This window comes from Sphingomonas soli NBRC 100801 (assembly GCF_001591025.1).
GTDB lineage: Bacteria > Pseudomonadota > Alphaproteobacteria > Sphingomonadales > Sphingomonadaceae > Sphingomonas > Sphingomonas soli.
Window position 1 is genome coordinate 1 of the sequence record NZ_BCTZ01000004.1, and the last position, 24,903, is coordinate 24,903.

30 protein-coding genes are annotated in these 24,903 nt (G+C 63.6%); 23 read left to right on the forward strand and 7 right to left on the reverse strand.

Going from position 1 to position 24,903, the window contains the following annotated elements:
* From SSO01S_RS17680 to SSO01S_RS03510, 13 genes are all read left to right on the forward strand, one after another.
* Positions 1-187 (forward strand): hypothetical protein (locus tag SSO01S_RS17680; RefSeq protein ID WP_218000333.1); only part of this gene is annotated, 187 nt, incomplete at its 5' end.
* A 378-nt stretch (positions 188-565) separates the two neighbouring features.
* Positions 566-925 (forward strand): hypothetical protein, encoded by a 360-nt coding sequence (locus tag SSO01S_RS03450; RefSeq protein ID WP_066795218.1) that lies wholly within the window; start codon positions 566-568, stop codon positions 923-925.
* A 91-nt stretch (positions 926-1,016) separates the two neighbouring features.
* Positions 1,017-1,205 (forward strand): hypothetical protein, encoded by a 189-nt coding sequence (locus SSO01S_RS03455; RefSeq protein WP_066795221.1) that lies wholly within the window; start codon positions 1,017-1,019, stop codon positions 1,203-1,205.
* Positions 1,202-1,936: an ERF family protein gene (locus SSO01S_RS03460; protein ID WP_083942820.1), complete on the forward strand. Its 735-nt coding sequence runs from the start codon at positions 1,202-1,204 to the stop codon at positions 1,934-1,936. The genes SSO01S_RS03455 and SSO01S_RS03460 overlap by 4 nt, the downstream gene beginning before the upstream one ends.
* Complete coding sequence (locus SSO01S_RS03465) at positions 1,933-2,601, forward strand: lambda exonuclease family protein (protein WP_083942821.1); 669 nt, start codon at positions 1,933-1,935, stop codon at positions 2,599-2,601. Before SSO01S_RS03460 ends, SSO01S_RS03465 begins: the two co-directional genes overlap by 4 nt.
* On the forward strand, positions 2,601-3,128 hold the full coding sequence (gene ssb, locus SSO01S_RS03470) for a single-stranded DNA-binding protein (protein WP_066795230.1): 528 nt from the start codon (positions 2,601-2,603) through the stop codon (positions 3,126-3,128). The genes SSO01S_RS03465 and ssb overlap by 1 nt, the downstream gene beginning before the upstream one ends.
* Complete coding sequence (locus SSO01S_RS03475) at positions 3,128-3,490, forward strand: DUF968 domain-containing protein (protein WP_066795233.1); 363 nt, start codon at positions 3,128-3,130, stop codon at positions 3,488-3,490. Before ssb ends, SSO01S_RS03475 begins: the two co-directional genes overlap by 1 nt.
* Positions 3,483-3,881: a recombination protein NinB gene (locus tag SSO01S_RS03480; RefSeq protein ID WP_066795236.1), complete on the forward strand. Its 399-nt coding sequence runs from the start codon at positions 3,483-3,485 to the stop codon at positions 3,879-3,881. The genes SSO01S_RS03475 and SSO01S_RS03480 overlap by 8 nt, the downstream gene beginning before the upstream one ends.
* Positions 3,882-4,139: 258 nt before the next feature.
* Positions 4,140-5,033, forward strand: a complete 894-nt coding sequence (locus SSO01S_RS03490; RefSeq protein WP_066795240.1) for a hypothetical protein — start codon at positions 4,140-4,142, stop codon at positions 5,031-5,033.
* Positions 5,034-5,399: 366 nt separating this feature from the next.
* On the forward strand, positions 5,400-6,212 hold the full coding sequence (locus SSO01S_RS03495) for a hypothetical protein (RefSeq protein ID WP_066795242.1): 813 nt from the start codon (positions 5,400-5,402) through the stop codon (positions 6,210-6,212).
* Entirely contained in the window at positions 6,209-6,649 is a 441-nt protein-coding gene (locus tag SSO01S_RS03500; protein WP_066795245.1) for a hypothetical protein, read from the forward strand. The genes SSO01S_RS03495 and SSO01S_RS03500 overlap by 4 nt, the downstream gene beginning before the upstream one ends.
* Positions 6,650-6,881: 232 nt before the next feature.
* The gene (locus SSO01S_RS17685; RefSeq protein WP_066795248.1) at positions 6,882-7,109 is read left to right on the forward strand and encodes a hypothetical protein; all 228 of its coding nucleotides are present in this window, start codon (positions 6,882-6,884) and stop codon (positions 7,107-7,109) included.
* A gap of 172 nt (positions 7,110-7,281) precedes the next feature.
* Positions 7,282-8,094: a tyrosine-type recombinase/integrase gene (locus SSO01S_RS03510; RefSeq protein ID WP_218000334.1), complete on the forward strand. Its 813-nt coding sequence runs from the start codon at positions 7,282-7,284 to the stop codon at positions 8,092-8,094.
* 55 nt (positions 8,095-8,149) lie between these two features.
* Here SSO01S_RS03510 and SSO01S_RS03515 read toward each other — a convergent pair whose 3' ends face one another.
* A complete protein-coding gene (locus SSO01S_RS03515) occupies positions 8,150-9,397 on the reverse strand; it encodes an N-succinylarginine dihydrolase (RefSeq protein ID WP_066795254.1) in 1,248 nt (415 codons plus the stop codon).
* A gap of 120 nt (positions 9,398-9,517) precedes the next feature.
* On the opposite strand from SSO01S_RS03515, the gene SSO01S_RS03520 reads away from it, so the two are divergent.
* On the forward strand, positions 9,518-9,835 hold the full coding sequence (locus SSO01S_RS03520) for a DMT family transporter (protein ID WP_066795257.1): 318 nt from the start codon (positions 9,518-9,520) through the stop codon (positions 9,833-9,835).
* Here the strand turns inward: SSO01S_RS03520 and SSO01S_RS03525 are convergent.
* The 4 genes from SSO01S_RS03525 to SSO01S_RS03540 form a co-directional block, all read right to left on the reverse strand.
* Positions 9,832-10,845, reverse strand: a complete 1,014-nt coding sequence (locus tag SSO01S_RS03525; RefSeq protein ID WP_066795260.1) for an arginine N-succinyltransferase — start codon at positions 10,843-10,845, stop codon at positions 9,832-9,834. The two genes, SSO01S_RS03520 and SSO01S_RS03525, sit on opposite strands and share 4 nt — an antisense overlap.
* The gene (locus tag SSO01S_RS03530) at positions 10,842-12,050 is read right to left on the reverse strand and encodes a hydrolase (protein ID WP_066796264.1); all 1,209 of its coding nucleotides are present in this window, start codon (positions 12,048-12,050) and stop codon (positions 10,842-10,844) included. Before SSO01S_RS03530 ends, SSO01S_RS03525 begins: the two co-directional genes overlap by 4 nt.
* Before the next feature lie 66 nt (positions 12,051-12,116).
* Complete coding sequence (locus tag SSO01S_RS03535; RefSeq protein WP_066795263.1) at positions 12,117-13,007, reverse strand: DUF481 domain-containing protein; 891 nt, start codon at positions 13,005-13,007, stop codon at positions 12,117-12,119.
* Between the two features lie 42 nt (positions 13,008-13,049).
* Positions 13,050-13,529 (reverse strand): RNA pyrophosphohydrolase, encoded by a 480-nt coding sequence (locus SSO01S_RS03540; RefSeq protein ID WP_066795266.1) that lies wholly within the window; start codon positions 13,527-13,529, stop codon positions 13,050-13,052.
* A gap of 134 nt (positions 13,530-13,663) precedes the next feature.
* On the opposite strand from SSO01S_RS03540, the gene SSO01S_RS03545 reads away from it, so the two are divergent.
* The 4 genes from SSO01S_RS03545 to SSO01S_RS03560 all read left to right on the forward strand — a co-directional run bounded on the left by SSO01S_RS03545 (position 13,664) and on the right by SSO01S_RS03560 (position 19,118).
* A complete protein-coding gene (locus SSO01S_RS03545; RefSeq protein ID WP_066795269.1) occupies positions 13,664-15,607 on the forward strand; it encodes a 2-oxoacid:acceptor oxidoreductase subunit alpha in 1,944 nt (647 codons plus the stop codon).
* Positions 15,608-15,716: 109 nt separating this feature from the next.
* Positions 15,717-16,745 (forward strand): 2-oxoacid:ferredoxin oxidoreductase subunit beta, encoded by a 1,029-nt coding sequence (locus SSO01S_RS03550; protein ID WP_066795272.1) that lies wholly within the window; start codon positions 15,717-15,719, stop codon positions 16,743-16,745.
* A 4-nt stretch (positions 16,746-16,749) separates the two neighbouring features.
* Positions 16,750-17,949: a class I SAM-dependent methyltransferase gene (locus tag SSO01S_RS03555; protein WP_066795274.1), complete on the forward strand. Its 1,200-nt coding sequence runs from the start codon at positions 16,750-16,752 to the stop codon at positions 17,947-17,949.
* Entirely contained in the window at positions 17,949-19,118 is a 1,170-nt protein-coding gene (locus tag SSO01S_RS03560) for a serine hydrolase domain-containing protein (RefSeq protein WP_066796266.1), read from the forward strand. The genes SSO01S_RS03555 and SSO01S_RS03560 overlap by 1 nt, the downstream gene beginning before the upstream one ends.
* 48 nt (positions 19,119-19,166) lie before the next feature.
* Here SSO01S_RS03560 and SSO01S_RS03565 read toward each other — a convergent pair whose 3' ends face one another.
* The gene (locus SSO01S_RS03565; protein ID WP_066795276.1) at positions 19,167-19,877 is read right to left on the reverse strand and encodes an SDR family NAD(P)-dependent oxidoreductase; all 711 of its coding nucleotides are present in this window, start codon (positions 19,875-19,877) and stop codon (positions 19,167-19,169) included.
* A 21-nt stretch (positions 19,878-19,898) separates the two neighbouring features.
* Positions 19,899-21,356 (reverse strand): amidophosphoribosyltransferase, encoded by a 1,458-nt coding sequence (gene purF / locus SSO01S_RS03570; protein ID WP_066795278.1) that lies wholly within the window; start codon positions 21,354-21,356, stop codon positions 19,899-19,901.
* Between the two features lie 127 nt (positions 21,357-21,483).
* Between purF and SSO01S_RS03575 the strand changes: the two genes are divergently transcribed.
* The 5 genes from SSO01S_RS03575 to SSO01S_RS03595 are packed head-to-tail and all read left to right on the forward strand — an operon-like array spanning position 21,484 to position 24,892.
* The gene (locus tag SSO01S_RS03575; protein ID WP_066795281.1) at positions 21,484-21,732 is read left to right on the forward strand and encodes a DUF7218 family protein; all 249 of its coding nucleotides are present in this window, start codon (positions 21,484-21,486) and stop codon (positions 21,730-21,732) included.
* Positions 21,733-21,781: 49 nt separating this feature from the next.
* On the forward strand, positions 21,782-22,141 hold the full coding sequence (hisI, locus tag SSO01S_RS03580; protein ID WP_066795284.1) for a phosphoribosyl-AMP cyclohydrolase: 360 nt from the start codon (positions 21,782-21,784) through the stop codon (positions 22,139-22,141).
* Positions 22,138-22,626 carry a hypothetical protein gene (locus tag SSO01S_RS03585; RefSeq protein ID WP_157073626.1) on the forward strand — a complete coding sequence of 163 codons (489 nt, stop codon included), beginning with the start codon at positions 22,138-22,140 and terminating at the stop codon, positions 22,624-22,626. Before hisI ends, SSO01S_RS03585 begins: the two co-directional genes overlap by 4 nt.
* A gap of 31 nt (positions 22,627-22,657) precedes the next feature.
* Complete coding sequence (locus SSO01S_RS03590) at positions 22,658-23,080, forward strand: MerR family transcriptional regulator (protein ID WP_066795288.1); 423 nt, start codon at positions 22,658-22,660, stop codon at positions 23,078-23,080.
* Between the two features lie 9 nt (positions 23,081-23,089).
* Entirely contained in the window at positions 23,090-24,892 is a 1,803-nt protein-coding gene (locus SSO01S_RS03595; RefSeq protein WP_066795291.1) for an acyl-CoA dehydrogenase C-terminal domain-containing protein, read from the forward strand.
* The last annotated feature ends 11 nt before the right edge of the window (positions 24,893-24,903 follow it).

Genomic DNA, 24,903 nt, shown 5'->3' on the forward strand with positions numbered 1-24,903 from the left:
CACCCGAGGTGCGGCCATATCCTCATATGAAGGCAAGGTCTCCGGCGCCGTGGGCAATGCCCTGTTCGGCATCGAGCGCGACGCCAATCTCGACATTGTGTCCGTAGCTTGCGGCATCGTCGGCCAGGCCGGCATCGAGCCCAACGTCTGGTACGTCGCTCGCGGCGGAAAGCTGGTGCGCGCATGACCGCCGCCCGTCGCAACCTCAGTGAACTCGGACGCCACCACGCGAATACCGGAAACGGTAGCGCCTGCCCGACGCTGATCGGAAAGCCCGCTTACTTCGACGCATTCGTAGCTGCTTGGCGTGTTCGGAATGCGCAGGTGTCGAAGTGACCCCCGGACTTGGCCGCGTCCATTGGACCGCCGCTGACTATCGGCGCGCAGGCGAGGCTGAGACGGATCGGCTGTATCCGGACCTGCGTCCCGGCGAGCGTAAGCAGTTCGTGGATTGCTACGTCGCGCTGAATTGCCCGGCTGAGAAGCGCCGCGCTGCCATCGTCGCTCGCAATGCTGAGTTTGAGACGGGGCGGCCTGATTGGGCTCGGATGGGGAGGGCAAGGTAATGGGTTACGATCGCGACGCCTATTGGCGGGAGTGCTTCGAAATCTCGATGGATGAAGCTGGCTGCGGCCACCTGTTGGCGCAGATGACGCCGGAGCAAATCGCGGATGTCGCTGGCGGCATTCAAGGCGGCTCCGAGAATATCGGCATGGCATTTTACGTGCCAGAGAACCCGATGATCCGCGAGAACGAGCGGCTATCGGCTAAGCTGCGCTGGGAGCGCGAGCTTTGGCCCTGCAATCCGTGCAATGGCTCGGGCCGCCTACGCTACAACGCGGGTCCATGGGCAGTAAACGCCCACTGCGACGCCTGTAACGGTGCTGGCAAGGTTCACCCCCGTGGGGTGCGCGCACCATGCTGACCGCCCGCCACCTCCCCGCAGCCGTCACGATCCTCGCCGCCCTTTACGCAGCGGTGTGGATCGTTGGGCGTGGGTTTTGGGAGATTGTGTTGTGAGCATCGTCCGCGACGCCCGCATGCTTGCAGCAACGGCAACCCCGGTCAGCCTCCTGATCGATAGCCTCTTCGCTGCTCAGGATAACCGCAACAGCTCCGTCTTCGAGATGGCGGCCCAGCTTCGCGATCCAGAACCCGAACTCGGTGATCCGGTTCGTAATCAATGCACAGGAGGGATGGAATGACCGCACTCGCAACAATGGAAACGTCAGGATCGGCTGTTGCTGATTACAGCGGGGGTCTGTTGGACGTTATCGCTCGCGCGGCTCGCGATCCGAATGTCGATATCGACAAAATGGAGCGCCTGATCGCGATGCAAGAGCGGGTGCAGGATCGCTCTGCACGGGCCTCATATTTTGCCGCCCTCTCCGTCATGCAGCCGGGGCTGCCAGTCGTATCAGAGCGCGGCGGTATCAAGGATCGCAATGGCAATGTCCAATCTACCTACGCCTTGTGGGAGGACGTAAACGAAGCAATCCGCCCGATTTTGGCGGAGCATGGTTTTGCGCTCACCTTCCGCGTTCGGCGCGCCGATGCTGAAATCAGCGTCACCGGCGTTCTTTCGCATCGGGATGGGCACTTCGAAGAGACGGAGCTCACTCTGCCGACTGACGCCAGCGGCAGCAAGAACGCCGTGCAGGCTGTTGGCTCGAGCACGTCCTACGGCAAGCGCTACACCGCCTTCGCGCTACTCAACATTACGACCACGGGCGAGGATGACGACGGCCGCCGTGGTGGCGATCCCACACCTGTTAGCCTGGAGCAATTGGACGAACTTCAGCGGCGTGCGAGCGAAGTCGGCGCGGACCTGAGGCGTTTCTGCGCGCATCTAAAGGTGCACAGCTTGGCTGTCCTTCCCGCCAGCCGATATGGTGAGGCCCTGCGGAAGCTCGACTTGAAGGCAGCTGCGAAGTGAGCGCCGTAGTCGAACAGCGAACCCCTGAATGGTTCGGAATGCGCCTTGGCAAGGCGACCGCGTCCAAGATCGCGGACATCGTTGCCCGCACGAAGACCGGCTATTCCGCGTCGCGCGCTAACTATGCCGCTCAGCTCATCTGCGAACGTCTGACGGGCACCCCTACAGAGGGCTTTAGCAACGCGGCGATGCAGTGGGGCACGGACCACGAGGCGGACGCCCGAGATGCTTACGCGTTCCTCGCTGATGTTGACGTGGCAGAGGTCGGCTTCGTTCCGCATCCGAAGATCAGCATGGCGGGCGCTTCGCCAGACGGCCTTGTTGGCGATGACGGACTTGTCGAGATTAAGTGCCCCAACACAGCAACGCATATCGAGGTCCTGCGCACCGGGGCCGTTGCCGACAAGTATATCGTCCAGATGCTTTGGCAGATGGCCTGCACGGGCCGGAAGTGGTGTGACTTCGTGTCGTTCGATCCGCGTCTCCCGGCAGAGCTGCAACTCCTAGTGAGGCGCATCTACCGGGACGACGAGCGGATCAGATCCCTGGAAGCGGAAGTGGTCAGCTTCCTCGGTGAAATCGACGACGCAATCACAGAACTGAATTTGAAATACCGGCCCGTCGCGAATGACGGCGGAGCCGCCAACCTTTTGAGGGCGGGATAATGTCAGGTAGCATCAACAAGGTAATCATCGTCGGCAATCTCGGCCGCGATCCCGAAAGCCGCAGCTTCCAGAATGGCGGCAAGGTGGTGAACCTGCGCATCGCGACCAGCGAGAGCTGGAAGGACCGCAACACCGGCGAGCGCAAGGAAAAGACCGAATGGCACTCCATCGCGATTTTCAACGAAGGACTGGCGACGGTCGCAGAGAAGTATCTGCGCAAGGGCTCGAAGGTGTACATCGAGGGCGCGCTGGCGACCCGGAAATGGACGGACCAAGCGGGCGTCGAGAAATACAGCACGGAAATCGTGTTGCAGGGCTTCAACAGCGTCCTGACCATGCTCGACGGACCCTCTGCTGGCAATGCGGGCGGGTCGCCTGCGGACAGCCGCCAACAGGATTCCCGGTCCTCTGCTGGCGGTGCTGATAGCGGGGGCGGCGGCGGCTTTGGTGGCGGCTTCCCCGACGATCTGGATGACGACGTTCCGTTCGCCCGTAGCGACTTCGCGCTTGGCTCGCGGAGGATCTGATGCGCGGATATCTCGGCCCTGCCATGCTGCGCAACCGGCACAGGAATGCTCCCCGGCCTGAATGGAAGGTCGCAGACGCGTTCCGCCAGTGGCTGCGCGGGCGTCCGTGCCTTTGCTCCGATCGCGGCGGTTGCGACGGTCGGATCATATCGGCGCACGTCGATTACGCGGGCGGCAAGGGCATGGGGACCAAGGTCGCCGACCGCTTCTGCATCCCACTCTGCATGGAACACCACCGCGTGCAGCACCAGCACGGTTGGCCCGCGTTCGAGGCGAACTTCAAGATCAACGGGCTTGAGGCGTCCAAGGCCTATTGGGCTGCTTGGCCGGGCCGCGCGAAATGGGAGGCCGAACATGGCTAGGCCAATCTCCGTCCGCCTGCTCGGGGACACCCAGCGCGCCTACGCCAAGCGCCTGATCGACGGTGCCGATCATGGCTACGTCATGAAGCTTGCGGCCGAGACGCGCCGGGACGCGCAGAACCGCAAGCTCTGGCCCATGCTCAAGGATATTCAGCAGCAGGTGCCAGGCTTTGAGATGTACCCAACCGAGGACATCAAGCACCGCTTCATGAACGCCCTGGGCACTGAAATGCGGTTCCTGCCGGCGCTTGAAGGGCAGGGGAGCTTCCCGGTTGGCCTGCGCACGTCGGAACTCACCGTCGAGCAATTCAGCGGCCTGGTTGAGCTGATCTACGCGTTTGGCGCGCGCCACGATGTTCGGTGGTCTGAGCCACGCAGCGTCGCCGCCTAACCCCTAATCAACAGGAGAACGAAACATGTGGCCCTTTTCCCTTCAGAAATCACCGAAACAGACCGCTCCTTGGACGCAGCCCGCGACTGCTGCCGTCATGGATCGCGTCGCCGCCGCCTTCAAACGCGAGCGCGATGCTGCCTACGCCGCCCTTCGTGAAATCGCTGCCATGGAAACTGCTGTTCCTAACGCCACGGTCAAGAGGATGGCGGCAAAGGCTCGGGATAGCGTCCCTGCTTCCGTGAAGGGAGAGGGTTGATGGCTTATCAACCCGATATCGTGATCTATCACGATCATTGCGCGGACGGCTTTGGTGCGGCGTGGGCCTGTTGGTCCCGTTGGCACGACGATTGCCAGTATGTGGCTGCCAACTACGGCCAGACACCGCCTGACGTAACTGGCAAGCACGTCCTGATCGTAGACTTCAGCTATAAGCGTGACGTGCTGCGCGAGATGGGATCGCGGGCCAAGTCGATCATCGTCCTAGATCACCATAAGACCGCGCAGGCAGATTTGTCGGATTGGCGGATCGACGATGTGGCGGGCGATTTTTGGGCAGGCGACGACCCTATGAAGCTTGTGCGCCGTAACGACGACCATATCGGACAGCCGATTGCGGCCCTTTTCGATATGGAGAAGTCGGGGGCCGTACTCGCATGGGAGTTCTGCCACGATGACCCGCTGCCCATGCTTATACGGCTCATTCAGGATCGTGACCTGTGGCGCTTTACGATGGAAGATACGAAGCCGTTCGGCCTGTGGTTGCGGGCTGAACCGTTCAGCTTCGCGCGGTTCGATGCCATTCACTACAAGCTCGAAATGGGCAGTCAGGGCATCATGACCGAGGCGCGCGCCATGCAGCGATTCTTCGACGCCAAGGTTAGCGAGATCGCTTCGTTCGCCGATTACTCGCCTCTCGCGGAGCACAGCCCGATAACGGTAAACTGCCCGCCGATGTTCGCCAGCGAAGTCGGTCACGTGCTGCTCGACAGCCACCCCAGCGCCCCGTTCTCGGCCATGTGGTTCGAGGTCAACGGCAAGCGAATGTGGAGCCTGCGCAGCCGCGATGATCGGTTGGACGTATCGGCTGTCGCTTCGATCTTTGGCGGTGGAGGGCATCGTAACGCCGCCGGCTTCTCAATCGCCGTCTGACGAAACACCCGCGCACGTCGCGCAGGGCAGGGCGGTCGGTTGCCCCCTCCCGGTAACCGACCGCCAGAAAGGATATGATGATGCTGACCACGCCTCGCATTGACCACGACCTTATCCGACGGGTGCGGGAGGCGCGTGCCCGCCCGGGTTGGACCAGTCCGCTCGAGCGCTTTCGGGTCGTTCCGGCGCAGCCACAGCAGGGCCGGGGAGCATGAGCACGCTCCGCGCACGCCGTAAGATCGAATCCGCTGACCGTCGCCGTGGCTGCGCAGTGCGGCACTTCTCGATGACCCGCCGTGGCCGAATGTCGTGGGCGGACTGGTTCCAGATGCGGCGCGTTCAACCGCCCCATTTCGGAGACCCCTCATGAACACACAGAGCGAAGAAGCGCGGGCGCGGTTAACCGAGGTCGCCGATAACGCCGGATCATTCGATCGTTGCGCGGTGGTCGTGTCGTTCGACGACGCCTTGAGGCTCCTGCTCGCCTTCCACCCCATCGACAAGGATGCGGGGATGGGGCGGGAGGAAAGTCTAGGCTACCATAGCATGGGCTCCTACGGGCGCTGTGATTTCACACACTTGCGCGAAGCGGTATCGGAGGCCAACAGCGGCTCGCGCCACTCCGCAACACCCTTTGACCCGGCATATTATCCCGGCCACCAAATGGTGGAAGGTGTTAATTACAACTCGCTTGATCGCATCGTCACGGCGTTCGTGGATGCCGCCCTTCTCCCCGCCGCCCAGCCTTCGCGAGAGGGGGAGGCGGTCAAACTGCTTGAGCCCTTCGCGGCAAAGGCGCGGCAATTCAGCGCGCAAGGCGACGGGTTGGCGCTTATACAAATGGATTTCGCGCACTTCCGCCGAGCCGCCCACTTCCTCGATACCACCCCGTCAACCGACACGCCAGACAATGCGGAAGTGCGGGAACTGGTGGAGGCCGCGACCGCTGAGTTGCGGTCTTATGCCGGCGATCTGCCGCCCAATTCCCAAAGGGTGCGCCGCCTCGGTGAAATCGTCGATCTTCTCACCCGCCTCTCCACAGCTTCAACGCAGGGAGAGGCCGGAGAGCGCGAATTGGCCTATTACCATAGTTCGACCTGCGCCTGCACGGCGGCGGAGCGGTACGTGGAAACCTGCCCGAAGCATGGAATTCCCAACACCAAAGGCACCGGACAATGAGCGCTGCAGACAACCGGGCTGAATTGCTGGCGCTGGCGGAGCGGGTGGAGGCTGCGACGGGGTCGGATCGGGAGTTGGACCGCGACATCATGTTGGCTGCCGTGCCCTGCGACCGCGCACCGTTCCGTTACTGGATGCCGATGAACGAAAATACCGGCCACGGAGCCGTGGACATTGAGCGCGTCTATTATGGCCCTCATTGCGCGCAAGCCGTCGCGGTGCCCGCCTACACCGCCTCGATCGACGCCGCGATGATGCTGGTGCCGGAGGGGTGGTTTACACGTCTCGCAACCGAAGACCGGCATTCGCATAGCTGGCGCTGGGAATTGCGCGGGGGGTTCGGCTTAAATGTTGGAAGCCGCGCAGCCACCCCGGCCTTAGCCCTAACCGCAGCCGCCCTCCGCGCACGCGCTGCCGAGTTGGGAGAGGCACAATGACCCATGCCCCCGATATCGCAGCAATAGCGAAGGGACTGACGAAAGCGCAGCGGGAAGCGATAGGGCGCTCGCGTAGGACTTGGCCTACCGAGCCTCACCGTTGCTTCGGGCCGGGCGTCACCAGAAAGGCGCTTCGAGAGCGAGGACTTGCGCACGGGGATTTCGCCTACCTTACCTCTCTCGGCCTAGCCGTCCGCGCTCACATTATTGCGAACCAAACCGAGGGGCGGGGATGACCAAGCCGTACTGGCCCCGCATGATGAAGCTGAAGACGGCTGCGGAGTATTGCGACCTTGCGCCGGCCGACTTCATGCGTGAGGTTGCGGCCGCTCGGCTGCCGTTGCCGATCAAGCTGGGCCGTGACGAGCATTGGGATCGGGAAGCGATCGATAGCGAACTGTCGCGCCTTTCCGGCGCCGTCACCGATTGGCGAAAGGATCAACCGGGTCTTGCTGCCTAAATACGTCAAACGGGTGCGGTCGAAGGGCCGGGATTACCTCTATTTCGACACCGGCAAGACGGTGAACGGGAAGAGGGTCTACACCCGCTTGCCGGATCTGCGAGACATGAAGTTCGGCGGGAGCTACGCGGCCTTGCTCGGGCACAGAAATCGCGCTCCGAAGACCGACCTTATGCCGGTGCCCAAGCTGATCGACCTATATGAGCGGAGCCGCGCCTATGCCGCGCTCTCGCAGGCTTCCAAGAAGCTCTACGGGATATACCTGCGACGGCTAGAGAAGTTGCTACCCACCGCGCCGGTTGGGGAAATCACACGCGGGGACATGCGCAAGATATTCGACGGCATGGGCGATACGCCGGGCGCGGCCAACGGGCTTCTCTCGACAGCCAGCGCGCTCTTCGCTTGGGGTGCGGAGCGCGAATACATGACCAACAACCCCTGCGAGGGGATCAAGAAGAACGACGACGGCGAGCATGAGCCGTGGCCGCAGCATATCGTCGATGCTGCTTTGGCGAGCAATGACGATATCGTGCGTGTATTGGCCCATTTGCTTCTCTACACGGGCCAGCGATTGAGCGATGTTCTCGCCATGGCGTGGGCCGATATCACTGGCGACCACATCCGCGTGCGGCAGCGTAAAACCGGCAAGGTCCTGACGATCCGGCTGCACCAGGCTCTAAGTGCCGTCCTGACGGCTCGGAAGCGTACCGGAATCCTGATATGCGCCGATGACGCAGGCCGCCCGATCAACGCCGCCGCAGCGCGCTACAAGCTCCAGAAATTCGCGGCCGACCTCGGGGCCAAGGTGGTGCCGCATGGCCTGCGAAAGAACGCCGTGATCGCGCTATTGGAGGCGGGTTGCTCGATCGCGGAGACTGCCGCGATTTCCGGCCAGACGCTCCGGATGGTCGAATACTACGCGCGCGGGCGAGACCAGCAAAAGCTAGGCGATTCGGCCATTCTGCGCTGGGAAGCCAGATCGTGAACTTACAAACTATGGAAAACTATCGGGATTTGTCGTTATGAGTCAACGGCGCCAGTTACCTGTAAATTAACTCGACGATTCCGAGCGCTTCCAGGAGCGCCGTGCGAGCCTTCTCGATGCTGGCGATGAGCGCGGGCTCGCCGATCTGATCCTGCGCGATCTGCTCGGGCCAACGCGCCTCGATTACCGCAGCTATACGATCCAGCTTTGCCGCATCGACCAGGAAGCGGGGATCGACGGTCGCGGGATCCGCGACGACGCGCAGGCGCAGGCATGCGGGGCCGCCGCCATTCGCCATGGATTGGCGGACGTCGACGACCTCGAGGCGGCGGATCGGCCCATTGCCCGCCAAATGCTCCTGCAGCCAGTTCCACACGCTTGGCGTATCGCGCGCCTCGGCAGGAAGGATCAGCGCCATTTCACCGGATGGCAGGGTAACGAGCTGGGCGTTGAACAGATAGGAGCGGATCGCGTCCTCCAGGCTCACCTGCGCGGCGGGAACCTCGACGATCTCAACTCCGGGGAGCGCCGCGCGAAGATCGGCGTAGAACGCCTCCTTGGCCGCAAACGCCTGTTCATGCGCGAACAGGACCGTGCCATTGGCGACGGCGACGACATCGTTGTGAAAGGCGCCGGCGGCGATGGCTTGCTCGGACTGGCGGACGAACAGCGCCTGCTGAACGCCGTGCCGCCGGGCGATCGCTTCACTGGCCGCAAGATGCTGGCGGGCGGGGAAGGGGCCTCCCGATTCGCCATGGACGAATATCTCCACGCCGGGAGCGTCATGTGCCGATGCCAGGCGCATATGATTTGCCGCGCCTTCGTCGCCGAACGGAGCGGGGACGGGGCCATGCACGGCAAAGGCAGGGTCGGCGAAGGCCAGGCGCAGCTGCGCCAGCGTCTCAGGCCATTCATGGCTGCGATGCGGCATGGTCACCAGATTGGCGACGGTCAGATGGCACCGGCCGTCCTCAGTGTCGGGCGCGGGCGATACCGTCGCGGCATTGGCGGCCCACATTGGGGACGCGGAAAGGGCCTGCGCCTGAAGCAGCGGGTCTGCATCGGCATAGGTGGTGGCCAGGCTTTCCAGCCAGCGGTGATCGGGCCGGGAGTGGGGCAGGAGGATTCCCTGTGTCAGGCCCAGCGCGATATTGGCGCGCATCTTCGCGATGCCCTCCAGCGCGGCGGCGCGGGGCCTCGAGACCAGCCCACGATTGCGGGTCGCGGCGAGGTTGCCGTGGCTGAGCCCTGCATAATTGTGGCTGGGGCCGATGATGCCGTCGAAGTTGATTTCAGTCTGCATGACGCCGCTTGAAAATGGGGAATGCACTGGCTAGCTGAAAGCCGAGGCCACGTCCTCCCCCAAAGAAGAATGGGTATGAAGTCCGGGACGGCCCGGCCCTTTTGCAAAGGAGGGCCCGTCATGGCCTGGATAATGTTGTTCGTCGCCGGCCTGCTCGAAATCGTCTGGGCCTATTTCATGAAGCAGTCCCATGGCTTCACGCGACTATGGCCGACGCTTGCGACTTTCGCCTTCATGTTCGCCAGTTTCGGGCTGCTGTCCGTATCCATGAAGACGCTGCCGCTCGGCACGGCCTATATGATCTGGACCGGAATCGGCGCGGTGGGCGCGTTCCTGGTCGGTGTGCTCGTGCTGGGTGAAGCGGCAGGCACAGCGCGCATTATCGCTGCGATAATGATCGTGGGCGGCCTCGCGTTGATGAAGGCGGCTACACCCTAAAGCCTGGCCACGTGGAGCAGCGAATCGCCCTCGGCCACCCCCAGCGCCCGTGCGCAATCGGGGTCGAGGGCGACGCCTCCGTCGCGGGCCGCGACCCGCCCATAAGCGGCGCGGAAATCGGCGAGGCGGCCGGCCGAGGCCAGCACCGGTTCGCCATGCCCCTCGATCGCGACGATCTTGGACCATACCGAATCGCGGATCGCCTTCACATTGTCGGTCCGCGCGGTCATGGTCGGGCCGCCATCGAAAATGTCGATATAGTTTTCGAACGCGAAGCCCTCATTCTCCAGCATCCGCATCGCGGCGCGGCCCGATGGATGCGGCATGCCGATCACCGAGCGCGCGCTTTCCTGGAGCATCGCCGTGTAGATCGGGTGCTTGGGCATCAGATCGGCGATGAACTGGGTGCCGTGGACGGCATTGAAGCTGTCGGCTTCCTGGAAGGACATTCCGAAGAAGCGCCCGGCGACGCCATCCCAGAAAGGCGATCCGCCCGCCTCGTCGATCACTCCGCGCAATTCGGCGAGCACGCGATCGGCGAAGCGTGCGCGGTGCTGCTTGATGAACAGGTAGCGGCTGCGCGCGAGCAGCATACCGAGCCCGCCGGCGCGTTCGCCGGGATGGAGGAACAGCCCGCCCACCTCCGAGCAACCCACCAGATCGTTGGTGAGGTTGAGCAATTCGGACTGGAAGGTGCGGTTGAGCTCCTGGCTGTGCTTTGAATCGATGCCGATGCGATAGCTGTAAAAGGGCCAGGTTTGCCCCACCGCCGTGAAGATCTGGCAGGTGCCGCGCACTTCGCCGGTTTCGGTGTTTTCGAGGACGAGGAGGAACAATTCCTCGACCGGCGTATCGTCCGTCCGCGCGAACGCCGCATGGCTGCGGGCCAGCTTGGTGCGAAGTACGTCCTTTTCGGGCTGGAGGTTCGTGAACCCGCCGCCGGTCAGCTTCGCCATTTCGTAGAGCGCCTGAAGATCATTGTCGCGCGCGGCGCGGATCACGAAGCTCATGCAAGGCCCTTTTCGGCAAGACGTAGGATAGTGACGGCAGAGAGCCCGGCGCGCTCGGCCAGGCTTTCCGGGATAAGGAACTCGTCGGCCGAATGGATCAGGCCGCCGCGTACGCCCATGGTATCGACCACGGGAACGCCGCACGCCGCGATGTTGTTGCCGTCGCACACGCCGCCCGTGGCCTTCCAGGACACCGGGATGCCTAGGTCGGCTCCGGCTTCCTTGACGAGCTGAAACAGCCGTTCGGCCCCCGCGTCGAGCGGCTTGGGCGGGCGATTGAAGCTGCCATGGACATGGACGTGCACGTCATGGGTGGACGAAACCTGCGTCGCCGCTGAATCGAGCGCGGCTTGGGCGCGCGCGATGGCACCGGCGTCGCGCGGGCGGAAATTGACGCGCAGGATGGCGAGATCGGGAACGACATTGTTGGGTCCGCCGCCGTCGATCCGTGCGGGGTTCACCGCCAGCATCGGCTCACGCGCAGCCGCCAGCCGCAGCGCCAGATCGGCGGCCGCGACAAGAGCGTTGCGTCCCTCCTCTGGATTGCGGCCCGCATGCGCGGACTTGCCGTGGACGACGAGCGAGAAATTGCCGGTGCCGCCCCGCGCGCCCGCCAGCGTGCCATCGGGCAAGGCGGGTTCATAGGTGAGTGCCGCAACCTTGCCCTTTGCGGCGCCTGCGATCAACGGGGCCGAGGAGAGCGATCCGGTCTCTTCGTCGGAGTTTATCAGCACCTCATAGCCAAGTTGCGCCGCCAGCGGGCTCGCCTCCACGGCCTCCAGCGCCGCGAGCATGACGGCGAGGCCGCCTTTCATGTCCGCCGCGCCGGGTGCGTTGAGGTTACCGTTCGCGAGCCAGCGCCCGGTCTGGAAGGGGTGATCGACGGGAAAGACGGTGTCCATATGCCCGGTCAGCAGGATCTGAGCCGGCGCATCCGGCCGCACGGCCAGATGCAGATGGCGGCCATGCTCGATCTGCTGCGTGCTGCCATCGGTCAGCACCGCATCGACCAGATCGGGCTCAACCAGCGCAAGGTGGCCGGGGAGGGCGGAAAAGGCGTCCGCCAACATGTCGGCCATCGTCGCAAGGCCCGCGATGTTGCGCGTCCCGCTGTTGACCGCGGCCCATGCCTCCGTCCGCTCCAGCATCGGGGAAGCCTGCGCAATGGCGACTGCGGTACGCTCTATGGGCGAAAGCTCGTGCATCATCGCGTAGGTAGCGCGGAAATCGGGGCGATCCCACCCCCGCAGCTTTTCGCGGCCTATAGCCTGTCAGAAATCCAGGACGAGCGCGGCGCGGCTGGTGGTGTCGGTGGTCTTGCGGCCTGCCGGGGGCGTGCTTTCATATTGCAGCGTGTAGCTGAGCTGCGCCGAAAGCGGGCCGATCAGGCGGGCGAGGAGCGCAGATTTGCTCGCGATGGTGGAGTTGGCGCTCTGCACATAAGCCGACGCATTCTGACGCACGGTGATGCCCCGCGTGAGCTTCCAATCGAAATCGAGGCTGCCGCGCGCCGCGACATTGCTCTCGGTCATGTCGGTGATCAGCCGGGTCGAGCGATAGGCGGGCCCGAGTTCCAGATCGAGCTTCATGTCCGGTCGCTTGATCGCGCGATAGCCAGCGCCCGCAGAGATCGAGAAACGCTCGGTAAAGCCCGAGAAGCGATCGCTTTCGAACTGTCCTGCCCCGTAGAGATAGGCACGGTCGCCCAGCTTCCAGTTCGGCTCATAGGCCGCGAGGTATCGCTCGCGCGTCACCTGGCCCAGGCTTTCCTGATAATCCGCCTGGAAGCGGAGCTTATGCCGCCAGTCCAGCCCCTCGCGCTTGATCTCGACCGACGCGGTGAGTCCGACATTTTCGGTGTTGCCGGAGGAAACATAGCCGCCCAGTTCGGCGCGCGCCTTTACCAGATCGAAGAAATCGGCCTCGCGGAGCCTGCGCCGTGCGGTCTGGCGGCGATCCTCGCTCCATTTGGAAGCGATCTTCATCACCGTCTCGGCGGATTCGGGCGAGGCCGCCTTGGCATATTTCACGATCGTCGCGACATCGCTCTCGCTGCCGGCGTCCATCGCGGCGTCGAGCATTGCCTTGATGGGCGGCGGAACGCTGTCAGGATCCTCGGCATTGGCGAGGAGCAGCGGCAGGGCAAAGAGCAGGGCGCGCATCCAAGCCTCATACTCAGACGAATGGGGCGCGAAAAGGGCGGCTCAGCCCAGATGCGGTGCGAAGACCGTCAGCAATTCGCGATAAAGATCGCGTTTGAACGGCACGATCAGTTCGGGAAGGTCCCTGGGATCGGACCAGCGCCATGCCCGGAACTCGGGCTCGGCAGTCTGGATATTCACATCGGCATCGGCACCCAGGAAACGGAAGAGGAACCAGCGCTGCCGCTGCCCGCGCCATCTGCCCTTCCACAGTCTGCCGACCAGATCCTCGGGCAGATCGTAGAGCAATTCTTCCGGTGCGGCGGCGACCAGATCGACAAGATGGCGCGCGACCCCGGTTTCTTCCCATAATTCGCGATAGGCGGCATCGAGAGGATCCTCGCCGGGATCGATACCGCCCTGCGGCATCTGCCACGCCTCCATCACCGAATCGAGCCGCTGGCCCACAAAGACTCGGTTCTCGGCGTTGATTAGCATGACGCCCGCACAGGGGCGATAGGGCAGCGAGGCGATGTCGGTCATCGCGCTCCCTTACCCGCTGTCCCACGCGCGCCAAAGCAGCCGTTGCAACTCCAGCGCATTTTTCTACCTTGGGCTTGGCGCGTGTGGGGCGTAGAGCGCTGCCAACGACAAGAAAACCGCAGGAATAACCGGCCATGGCTACCGCCGCTCATACGCTTACGCCCGAAGAGGCGTCGGCAAATCCGCCTTCCGAGGCTGTCGTCGTGCGTTTCGCCGGCGATTCGGGCGACGGCATGCAGTTGACTGGGGGGCAGTTCACGCTTTCGACCGCCCTCACCGGCAACGATCTCGCGACCTTCCCCGATTTCCCTGCGGAGATTCGCGCGCCGCAGGGCACCTTGTTCGGAGTCTCCGCCTTTCAGATCAACTTCGGCTCGATCTCGATCGAAACCGCGGGCGACCAGCCCGACGTGCTCGTCGCGATGAACCCGGCGGCGCTCAAGACCAATGTCGACGCGCTCAAGCCCGGTGGACTGATTATCGCCGACGCGGGTGAGTTCGGTCAGCGCAATCTCGACAAGGCGAAATATACGTCGAACCCGCTTGAGGATGACAGCCTGGGCAAGTGGCAGTTGCTCAAGCTGGATATCTCGGCGCTGACTGTCGAAGCGGTGAAGCCGTTCGGTCTGGGCAACAAGGAAGCGCTGCGCTGCAAGAACATGTGGACACTGGGGCTCGCGCTCTGGATGTTCGATCGTGATCGTGAGCCGCTGATCCAGTGGTTGAAGGACAAGTTCGCGAAGAAGCCCGAACTGGCCGAGGCCAATATCGCGGCGCTCAATGCGGGCCATGCTTACGGCGAGACCGCCGAATTGGGCGCGATGGGCATCGCGCAGCGCAATGTCGCGGCAGCGCCTGCCGAGCCCGGCCTGTATCGCACCGTAACCGGCGCGGACTCGATCGCGCTGGGGCTGGTCGCGGGCGCGCAATTGGCTTCGCTGCCCATGTTCTACGGCGGCTATCCGATCACCCCGGCATCGGCGATCCTCCACGCGCTTTCGCGCCTCAAGGAGTTCGGTGTCACCACCTTCCAGGCTGAAGACGAGATCGCGGCGATCGCATCGGCACTGGGCGCCTCCTATGCGGGCAGCCTTGGCGTCACCTGTTCCTCGGGCCCGGGTATCGCGCTGAAGGGCGAGGCGATCGGTCTGGCGATCATGACCGAATTGCCGCTGGTGATCGTCAATGCCCAGCGTGGAGGCCCTTCGACCGGCCTTCCCACCAAGACCGAGCAATCGGACCTGTATCAGGCGGTCTATGGCCGAAATGGCGACGCACCGGTGCCGGTGATCGCTACACGTTCGGCCGCAGACTGCTTCGACTGCGCGATCGAGGCGGTGCGCATCGCGACGCAATATATGACGCCGGTGATGCTGCTGACCGACGGCTATCTACAGAATGCCGCCGAGCCTTGGAAGGTGCCGGACATGAGCAGCTACACGCCGTTCCCGGTGACGCATCACACCGAGCTGCCGCCCGAGGGCGAGAAGTTCCTCCCCTATGCGCGCAACGAGAAGCTCGCGCGCCCCTGGGTCAAGCCGGGCACGCCTGGGCTTCTTCACCGGATCGGCGGGATCGAGAAGGCGGTCGATACCGGCAATCTCGATTATTCGCCGAAGAACCATCAGGCGATGACCGATATTCGCCGGGACAAGGTGCTTGGCATCGACGTCCCCGATCAGGTCGTCGGGGCCGGCCAGGCAGGCGGCAAGCTTGTCGTCGTGGGCTGGGGATCGACCTACGGCCCGATCACCACAGCCGTTCGTCGCGCGCGGACCAAGGGGCTCGACGTCAGCCATATCCATATCCGCCATATCTGGCCGCTGCCGAAGAATCTCGGCGAACTCCTGAAGAGTTACGACCATATCCTAGTACCGGAAATGAACACGGGCCAGCTCAAGACGGTGCTGCGCGACCAGTATCTCGTGAACGCCGTGCCGCTCAACAAGGTGTCGGGTCAGCCCTTCACGATCGCCGAGATCGAAGCCGCGATCACGCGTCATCTGTCCAGTGATGCGGCGGAGGAGCTTGGGCCTGACGACACTCAATTGCCGAGCACTGAGGCAGTGAACCCGTGAGCCTTCCCCGTACCGTCACCCCGGCCTTGAGCCGGGGTCCAGCTTCTTCTTTTGTTTCGCAGAACAGCGGGACCCCGGCTCAAGGCCGGGGTGACGTTGGAGATATGGCATGAACGAAATCACCACCATCCGCCCCTCGACCCCCAAGGATTGGGAAACCGATCAGGAAGTCCGCTGGTGCCCCGGCTGCGGGGACTATGCAATCCTCAAGGCAGTGCAGCGCACGATGCCCGAGATTGGCGGGACGCCTGAAAACACCGTATTTGTCAGCGGCATCGGCTGCTCGTCGCGCTTTCCCTATTATATGGAAACCTATGGCTTCCACACCATCCACGGTCGTGCGCCGGCGGTGGCTACCGGGGTCAAGCTTGCCAATCCGGAACTCGACGTGTGGATCATTACCGGCGACGGCGATGCGCTGTCGATCGGCGGCAACCACACGATGCATCTGCTGCGCCGGAACCTGAACTGCCAGGTGCTGCTGTTCAACAACGAGATCTACGGCCTGACCAAGGGGCAATATTCGCCGACCAGCCGTGAGGGCACGCGTTCGCCTTCCACGCCCTTCGGTTCGGTCGATCACCCGGCCAAGCCCTGCGCCTTTGCGCTGGGCAGTGGCGCGCGTTTCGTGGCGCGCGGGATCGACGTTCACAAGAATCTGCCGAGCGTGCTGAAGGCGGCCCACGCGCATCAGGGCGCGGCCTTTGTCGAGATCTTCCAGAACTGCATCGTCTATAATGACGAGGTGTTTGAGCCCTTCACCGCCAAGCCGAACGCGCAGGCGAACCAGATGTGGGTCGCGCATGGCGAGCCGCTGCTTTTCGCTGGCGGCACAAAGGGGCTGGCGCTGGACACCGAGACGCTGACGCTGAAGGTCGTCGACGTGGTCGATGGCGATACCAGCGGCGTGATCGTCCACAATGTTAAGAATCGCGCCATCGCCCATCTGCTTGTCGAGATGCCGTTTGGCCCGTTTCCGATGGCCTTGGGGGTGATTTACGACGATCCCGCGCCAACCTTTGAAAGCGCGGTCGTGGCGCAGAACCAGGCCGCGAGCGAAGGCAAGAAGCCCGATCTCCAGAAGCTGGTCGCCAAGGGCCAGACCTGGATGGTGGACAAGCAACCCCACGCGATCTGACAGGATGGGCGCGGGGGCGGGAGAGCTGGGGCAGGTCGGAAGCCGACCGGGCTTTTTCGAACGCACGCTCGATCGCATCGATGCAGGGATAATGGCAGGCCAGATCCATGTGATCCGGCCAGATGGCTCTCGGCGCACGCTGGGAGGGCGCGCAGAAGGGCCTGACGCGACCGTGGAGCTTCGACGCTGGCGAGCTCTCGTACGGCTCGCTGTCGGTGGGTCGGTCGGGTGGTACCAGGCCTGGGGGAATGGCGAATGGGCCAGCCCCGATCCGGTGCAGGTCTTCGCCTTGTTCAGCCGCAACCGCCACACGCTGAGGGGACTTGGCCGCGCGGCGGGGCCCTGTCGGCTTGCCAAGCGCGCCTGGCACTGGCTGCATCGCAACAGCCGCACGGGCTCCCGCAAGAACATCCATTTCCATTATGATCTGGGCAATGAATTCTACGCCCAGTGGCTCGATCCGGGCATGACCTATTCGAGCGCGCTGTTCGCCTCCGCCGATCAGTCGCTCCAGAGCGCGCAGCAGGCCAAGCTCGACGCGATCCTTGCGCGCACGGAGACTGCCCCCGGCGACACGATCCTTGAAATCGGGTGCGGCTGGGGTTCCTTTGCTGAGACGGCGTTGGCTGGCGGACGCGAGATCCACGGCATCACGCTTTCGACCGAGCAGCTTGCCTATGCGAGCGCGCGCAACCCGCGCGGCCGGTTCAGCCTGACCGATTATCGCGACGTGACCGGCAGCTACGATGCCGTGGTGAGCATCGAGATGGCCGAAGCGGTGGGCCGCGAATATTGGCCAGCCTATATCTCCGCCATCGCGAAAGCGCTGAAACCCGGCGGGCGCGCCGCGCTTCAGATCATCACCTTCGACGACGCATTGTTCCAAGACTATGCGGCGAATGTCGATTTCATCCAGGCCTATATCTTCCCCGGCGGCCTGCTGATCTCGGAAAGCGCCTTTCGCGAACTTGCTCGGCAGAACGGCATGGAATGGCGCGATGAAGCGCGTTTCGGGGCCAGCTATGCCGAGACTTGCAAGCGCTGGCGCGAGAATTTCGAGGCTGCGGCGGCTACGGGTGCGCTGCCGAAGCAATTTGATGCGGGCTTCATTGCGCTTTGGCGCTATTACCTGATGTATTGCGAAGGCGGATTCAGAGGTGGCGGCATCGACGTCCTTCAGGTCACGCTGGTGAAGGAGAGATGATGCTGAAGACCTGGATGTTGCCGCTCGCGTTGCTGACGAGCGCCCCCGCTTTCGCGCAGGCGGTCGTATCGCCCGATGTGAAGGCAAGCCCGCAGGACAATGCCGGGCTGCGCAAGGTGGGCGCCGAGGTGCTGTTCTGGAGCCAGGCGCAGCGTGACGCGAATTTCCCGCAGATGGAGAAAATCTTCCCCGGCAATATTGCCAAGGCGGGCAAGAAGGTGCGCGCGCTCCCCGCAGGTACGCCGCTCACCTTTCCTGCGGCCGAACTGGATGCGTTCATCGCCGAGCAGAATGTGAGCGGCCTGATCGTGCTCAAGGACGGCAAGATCATCCTGGAACGCTATGCCCGGGGCTATGGTCCTGAAGGGCGCTGGACGAGCTTCTCGGTAGCGAAATCCTTCACCTCCACGCTGGTCGGCGCGGCGATCAAGGATGGCTTTATCAAGTCGGTCGATGAGCCGGTGACCAAGCATATCCCCGAACTGGCCGGCAGCGGCTATGACGGGGTCAGCATCGCGCAATTGCTGACGATGACGTCGGGCGTGAAATGGAACGAGGATTATACCGATCCCAAGTCCGACGTAGCGCGGATGTTCCTGGAACCCGTGCCGGCGGGTGAGGACCCCACCGTCTGGTACATGAAGAAGCTGCCGAGCGAAGCGAAGCCGGGCACCAAATGGGTGTACAAGACGGGCGAGACCAATTTGATCGGCGTGCTCGTGATGCGTGCGACGAAGAAGCCGCTGGCGAGCTATCTGAGCGAGAAAATCTGGTCGAAGGGGATGGAGCAGGACGCGTTCTGGATGGTCGATCCATCGGGCAACGAAGTCAGCGGGTGCTGCCTGTCTGTGTCACTGCGTGACTATGCCCGAATGGGCCTGCTCGCGCTGGAGGGCGGCAAGGGCGTGGTGCCGGCGAACTGGTTTGCGGAATCCACGCGCGCCCATGCTGACATCGGCGCGCCGGGTTATGGCTATGGCTATCAGTGGTGGACCTACCCTGAGGAGCGCTTTGGCGCGCAGGGGATTTTCGGCCAAACGATCCGCGTGGATCCGAAGAGCAAGGTGGTGATCGCCGTCTCGGCGGCCGCGCCCAAGGCTTCCGACCCTGCTTATGGCCGGGCGCGAACGGCGTTTCTGGACAAATTGTTCGCGGCCGCGGCGAAGTAGCCGGACGTCTTGATCGGGAGTTCCCCGGCCTATGCCGGGGAACGGGCGCTATTCCACGCGCTCGAAATGCCCGGTCTCGAATCCCGCGGTCATCAGCGCGGCAATCCGCTCGGCCACGACTTCGGCGGGCTTTACCGTTTCGGGATTCTCGCCCGGATAAGCGCGGGCGCGCATCTTGGTGCGGGTGGCGCCGGGATCGATCAGCGCGGTGCGCACGGCGGTGATGTGCCGGACTTCCTCGCCATAGCTGAGCAGCAGATTCTCAAACGCGGCCTTGGACGCGCCATAGCTGCCCCAATAGGCGCGGGGGATACGGCCGACGCTGGAGGTTAGGCCGATCACCCGGGCGTTCTGCGACTTGCGCAGCAGCGGATCGAAAGCCGCGAGCAGGGCTGCCTGGGCCGTAACGTTGAGCGTCAGCACCTTGGCGAATTCCTTGAAGTCGATCGCACCCGTGGCACTCAGCGAACCCAGGGCGGCGGCGTTGAGCACCAGCATGTCGAGCGCTTCCCAGCGCTCGGCCACCGCACCCGCGAGCCGGGCGATGCTGTCATTCTCGGTCAGGTCCATCGGCGCGATCGTCGCGGTGCCACCGGCTGCGTCGATCGCCTCCTCGACTTCCTCAAGCCCCCCTGCGGTGCGCGCGGTGAGGATCACGTGCGCGCCCGCCTTGCCCAGGGCGAGCGCGGTAGCCGCGCCGATCCCGCGGCTGGCGCCGGTCACAAGAGCGAGCTTGTTGGCTAAAGGCTTGTCGGTCACGCGAATCTCCGGGAACGGGGCTTAGCCTACCCGTTCCTCCAGAAGCGCGAACTGGTCAACCGGCGCGAGTTCGTCCTGATCGGTGAGCGGGGTAGGATATTCGCCGGTGAAGCAGGCATCGCAATATTTGGGCTGCGCTGCGCGGCTGCTTTCACCCAGCGCCTTGTAGAGCCCGTCGATCGAGATGAAGGCCAGGCTGTCGGCGTGGATGAAGTCGGTCATCCCGCCCACATCGAGCTTGGCGGCGAGCAGCTTAGTGCGCTCCGGCGTATCGACACCGTAGAAGCAGCTGTGCCGGGTCGGTGGGCTGGCGATGCGCATATGGACTTCGGCGGCCCCCGCCTCGCGCATCATCTGCACGATTTTCAGGCTGGTGGTGCCGCGCACGATCGAATCGTCGATCAGCACGATGCGCTTGCCCTTGATCAGCTCGCGATTGGCGTTGTGCTTCAATTTGACGCCCAGGTGGCGGACCTTGTCGCCCGGCTGGATGAAGGTGCGGCCGACATAATGCGAGCGGATGATGCCGAGCTCGAACGGAATGCCGCTCTCCTGCGCATAGCCGATCGCGGCGGGGACGCCCGAATCGGGGACCGGGACGACGAGGTCGGCCTCGATCGGCGCTTCGGTGGCGAGCTGCGCGCCGATCGCCTTGCGCACCGAATAGACCGAGCGATCCTCGGCAATCGAATCGGGGCGCGAGAAATAGACATATTCGAAGATACAGGGCCGCGCGGCGCTCTGCGGGAAGGGCTTGTGCGAGGAGATCTCGCCGCCCGCCTTGACGATCACAAGTTCGCCCGGCTCGACATCGCGGACATATTCCGCGCCGACCACGTCGAGTGCCACGGTTTCGGAGGCGAAGACGATCGTGTCGTCGAGCTTGCCCATCACCAGCGGCCGGATGCCCAGCGGATCGCGGCAGGCGATCATACCCTCCGGCGTCATCACGATCAGCGAATAGGCGCCTTCGACTTGCTTGAGCGCATCGATGAAGCGATCGATCAGCGTGCGATATTGCGAGGTGGCGACGAGATGGATGATCACCTCGGTATCGCTGGTCGATTGGAAGATCGCACCGCGGCGGACCAGATCACGTCGCAGCCGCATCGCGTTCGAGATATTGCCGTTATGCGCCACCGCGAAGCCGCCGCTTGCCAGCTCGGCGTAAAGTGGCTGCACGTTGCGGATCGCCGTCTCGCCGGTGGTGGAATAGCGCACGTGGCCGCAGGCGCTGTTGCCGTGCAGCGCGCGAATCACGTCGTCCCGATCGAAATTCCCGGCGACATGACCCATCGCGCGATGGGTGTGGAACTGATTCCCGTCCCAACTGGTGATCCCCGCAGCCTCCTGGCCGCGATGCTGGAGCGCATGCAGGCCGAGCGCGACTGCTGCGGCAGCACCCTCCATGCCCGATACACCGAAAATGCCACACTCTTCGCGCAGCTTGTCGTCATCAAATGGGTGCGTGGTAAGCATCGGCCCTCAAGGGGTTCGGAACTGTCGCGGGCCATATAGGCGGTTGAACGCGCTTTGTCGCCCGTTCGTCACAAAGAAATGAACCACGCGATTTTCCGCACGTTTTCAACGCGGAAGGAGATAGGTCATGGCCAAGGACCACGGACCCCAGATCAAGAACGACAAGCTTTACGAGGACCTGCGCGACGACGGTGCTTCGAAAGAGAAGGCGGCGCGAATCGCCAATGCCAGGGAAGCGGACACACTCGGTCACAAAGGCACCCGCCTCGACGACCGCTCGAAGGCCGAACTCTACGACGAAGCGAGGGAGATAGGCATCGAGGGCCGCTCGAAGATGGACAAGGACGAATTGGTCGACGCCATCCGGGAGCATTGACCCCGCCTTGGCGCTTTCGCCGTAGCACCGGGTTGGCTAGACCCGCCCCGTGACCGATCAACGCGATACGAGCCTGACGCTCGACCCGAAATATGACGCCGCCGGGCTTATCACCGCCGTCGCCACCGATATGACCGGCCGGTTGCTGATGGTCGCGCATATGAACGCCGATGCGCTGGCGGCCACGCTCGAATCGGGCGATGCGACCTTCTGGTCGCGCAGCCGGGCACGTTTGTGGAAGAAGGGCGAGACTTCCGGCCATGTGCTGAAGGTCCGCGAGGTTCGCATCGATTGCGATCAGGACGCGCTGTGGCTCAAATGCGAGCCGCTGGGTCCGGCCTGTCACACCGGCGAGCAAAGCTGCTTCTATCGCGTCATTGAGGATGGCAAGCTGGTCCGTCGCGCATGAGGTGGCTACCGGGACTCCTGATGCTGGCAGCCTGTTCGGGGCAGCAGGCCGCAAAGGATCAGCCGCCACAGGATCTGGAAAAGGCAGCGATCGAGCGCGGGCTCGTCCGCAACCCGGCGGACACCGAGATTGCGGGGCTCTACGCGCGCGATACCGACCGGATCTGCATCGTCTCCACCAGCATCGGCTACAAGGTTGGCGCGTTCGTCGATTATGGAGACGGAATCACGTGCAGCGGCACGGGCACGGCGAGCAGGGTGGGGGAGACACTGCGTATCGAACTGGGGGCGGAAGGGAACTGCGGGTTCGACGCAAAGTTCGACGGCGACAAGATTACGGTGCCCGGCGCTCTTCCTGCCGGATGCGACAAATTGTGCAATCGCCGCGCATCCTATGCCGGGCTGGAAGTCACGCGTCTGAGTGAATCTCCGGCCGAGGCCGCGGCGATGCGCGACGCGAACGGAAAGCGGCTTTGCGGAGATTGACGTTCACGTAAGGGGAAGATATCCTCTCTTCATGCTCGATGCCGCCTTTCTCCAGGCACTGGCCCCGATCGAACCGCGACCGGACCGCGATGCCTTTTCGATCTCCGACCTTTGCGCGGAATTCAACGTCACGCCCCGCGCCTTGCGCTTTTACGAGGATGAGGGGCTGATCGGCCCTGAACGCCGGGGCACCCAGCGCATCTATTCGCATCGCGACCGCGCCCGGCTCGCATGGATCCTGCGCGGCAAGCGTGTGGGTTTCAGCCTGGGCGAGATCAAGGAGATGATCGATCTCTATGACGTGGGTGACGGGCGCAGCACGCAAAAGGCCGTGACCCTGGCCCGCTGCGAGGATCGCATCCGCCTGCTCGAAAACCAGAAGCGCGACATCGACGAGCACATCGCCGAACTCCAGCAATTCGTTCAGCTGCTCAAAAGCAGCGACGCCAACTGAGGATCTGAAATGCCCCAATATACGCCACCCGTGCGCGACACGCGCTTCATCCTCGATTCGGTGATCGGGCTCGATCGCTATGCGAACCTGCCGGGATTCCAGAATGCGACTCCGGATATGGTCGATGCGGTGCTGGAACAAGGCGGCAAGTTCGTCGCGGAAGTACTGTTCCCGCTCAACCATTCGGGCGACCAGCAGGGCTGCACCCGCCACGACGATGGCAGCGTGACCACGCCGGATGGCTACAAGGAAGCGTATAAGGCGTTCGTCGAGAGCGGCTGGGGCACGCTGAGCGCGCCGGAGCAGTTTGGCGGGCAGGGGATGCCGCACGTCGTCTCCACCGCGTTCCAGGAATATATGATCTCGGCCAACATGGCGTTCGCCATGTATCCCGGGCTCACGCACGGCGCGGTCGCGTCGCTGCTGGTCAAGGGCTCGCCCGAGCAGCAGGAAAAATACGTCCCCAAGATGGTCTCGGGCGAGTGGGGCGGTACGATGAATCTAACCGAGCCGCACTGCGGCACCGATCTGGGCTTGATCCGTACCCGCGCCGAGCCGAACGCGGATGGCTCATGGTCGATCACCGGCACCAAGATCTTCATCTCGTCGGGCGAGCACGACCTGACCGAGAACATCATCCATCTCGTTCTCGCCAAGACGCCCGGCGCGCCGGAGAGCAGCAAGGGCATTTCGCTGTTCGTCGTGCCCAAGTTCATCGTCAATGACGATGGCTCGCTGGGCGCGCGCAACGCGGTGAGCTGCGGCTCGATCGAGCACAAGATGGGTATCCATTCGAACTCGACCTGCGTCATGAACTATGACGGCGCCACCGGCTGGCTGGTCGGCGAGGAGATGAAGGGTCTCGCCGCGATGTTCATCATGATGAACGCCGCGCGCCTCGGCGTCGGGCTTCAGGGTCTCGGCATCGGCGAAGTCGCGCTGCAGAACGCCGTGCAATATGCCGGCGACCGCCGGCAGGGCCGCGCGCTGACCGGCCCGGCCGAGCCGAACGAGAAGGCGGATACGCTGTTCGTCCACCCGGACGTCCGCCGCATGCTGATGGAAGGCAAGGCGCTCACCGAGGGGCTGCGGGCGCTGTGTTTGTGGGGCGCGCTCCAGGTCGATCTCGAGCATGCTGCGGAAACCGAGGAAGAGCGCCAGCTCGCCGCCGATCTCGTCGGCCTGCTAACCCCGGTGATCAAGGGCGTCGGCACCGATATCGGCTACCGCGTCGCGACCGATAGCCAGCAGGTCTATGGCGGCCATGGCTACATCGCCGAATGGGGCATGGAGCAATATGTTCGCGATGCCCGCATCTCGATGATCTATGAAGGCACCAACGGGGTGCAGGCGATGGATCTGGTCGGCCGCAAGCTCGCCCAGAATGGCGGCCGCGCGGTGCAGGCGCTGTTCAAGCTGGTGAGCGAGGAAATCGCGACGGCTAAGGGCGACGAGAAGCTCAAGGATTTTGCCGACGGCCTGGAAAAGGCGCTCGGTCATCTCCAGGGCGCGACGATGTGGCTCGCGGCCAATGGCTTCCAGAACCCCAACCATGTCGGTGCGGGCGCCTATCCTTATATGCAGCTCACCGGCACCGTCGCGCTAGGCCTGATGTGGCTGCGCATGGCGACGGTGGCTGCGGCGAAGCTGGCCGACGGCGCAGAAAATGCGAAGTTCTACGAGGCCAAACTGGTGACGGCGCGCTTCTATGCAGAGCGCTTTTTCCCGGATGCAGGCGCGCTGCGCCGCAAGATCGAGTCGGGCAGCGATGCGGTGATGGCGCTCGATCCGGAGATGTTCCGGGCGGCCTGAAGCCTGGACGG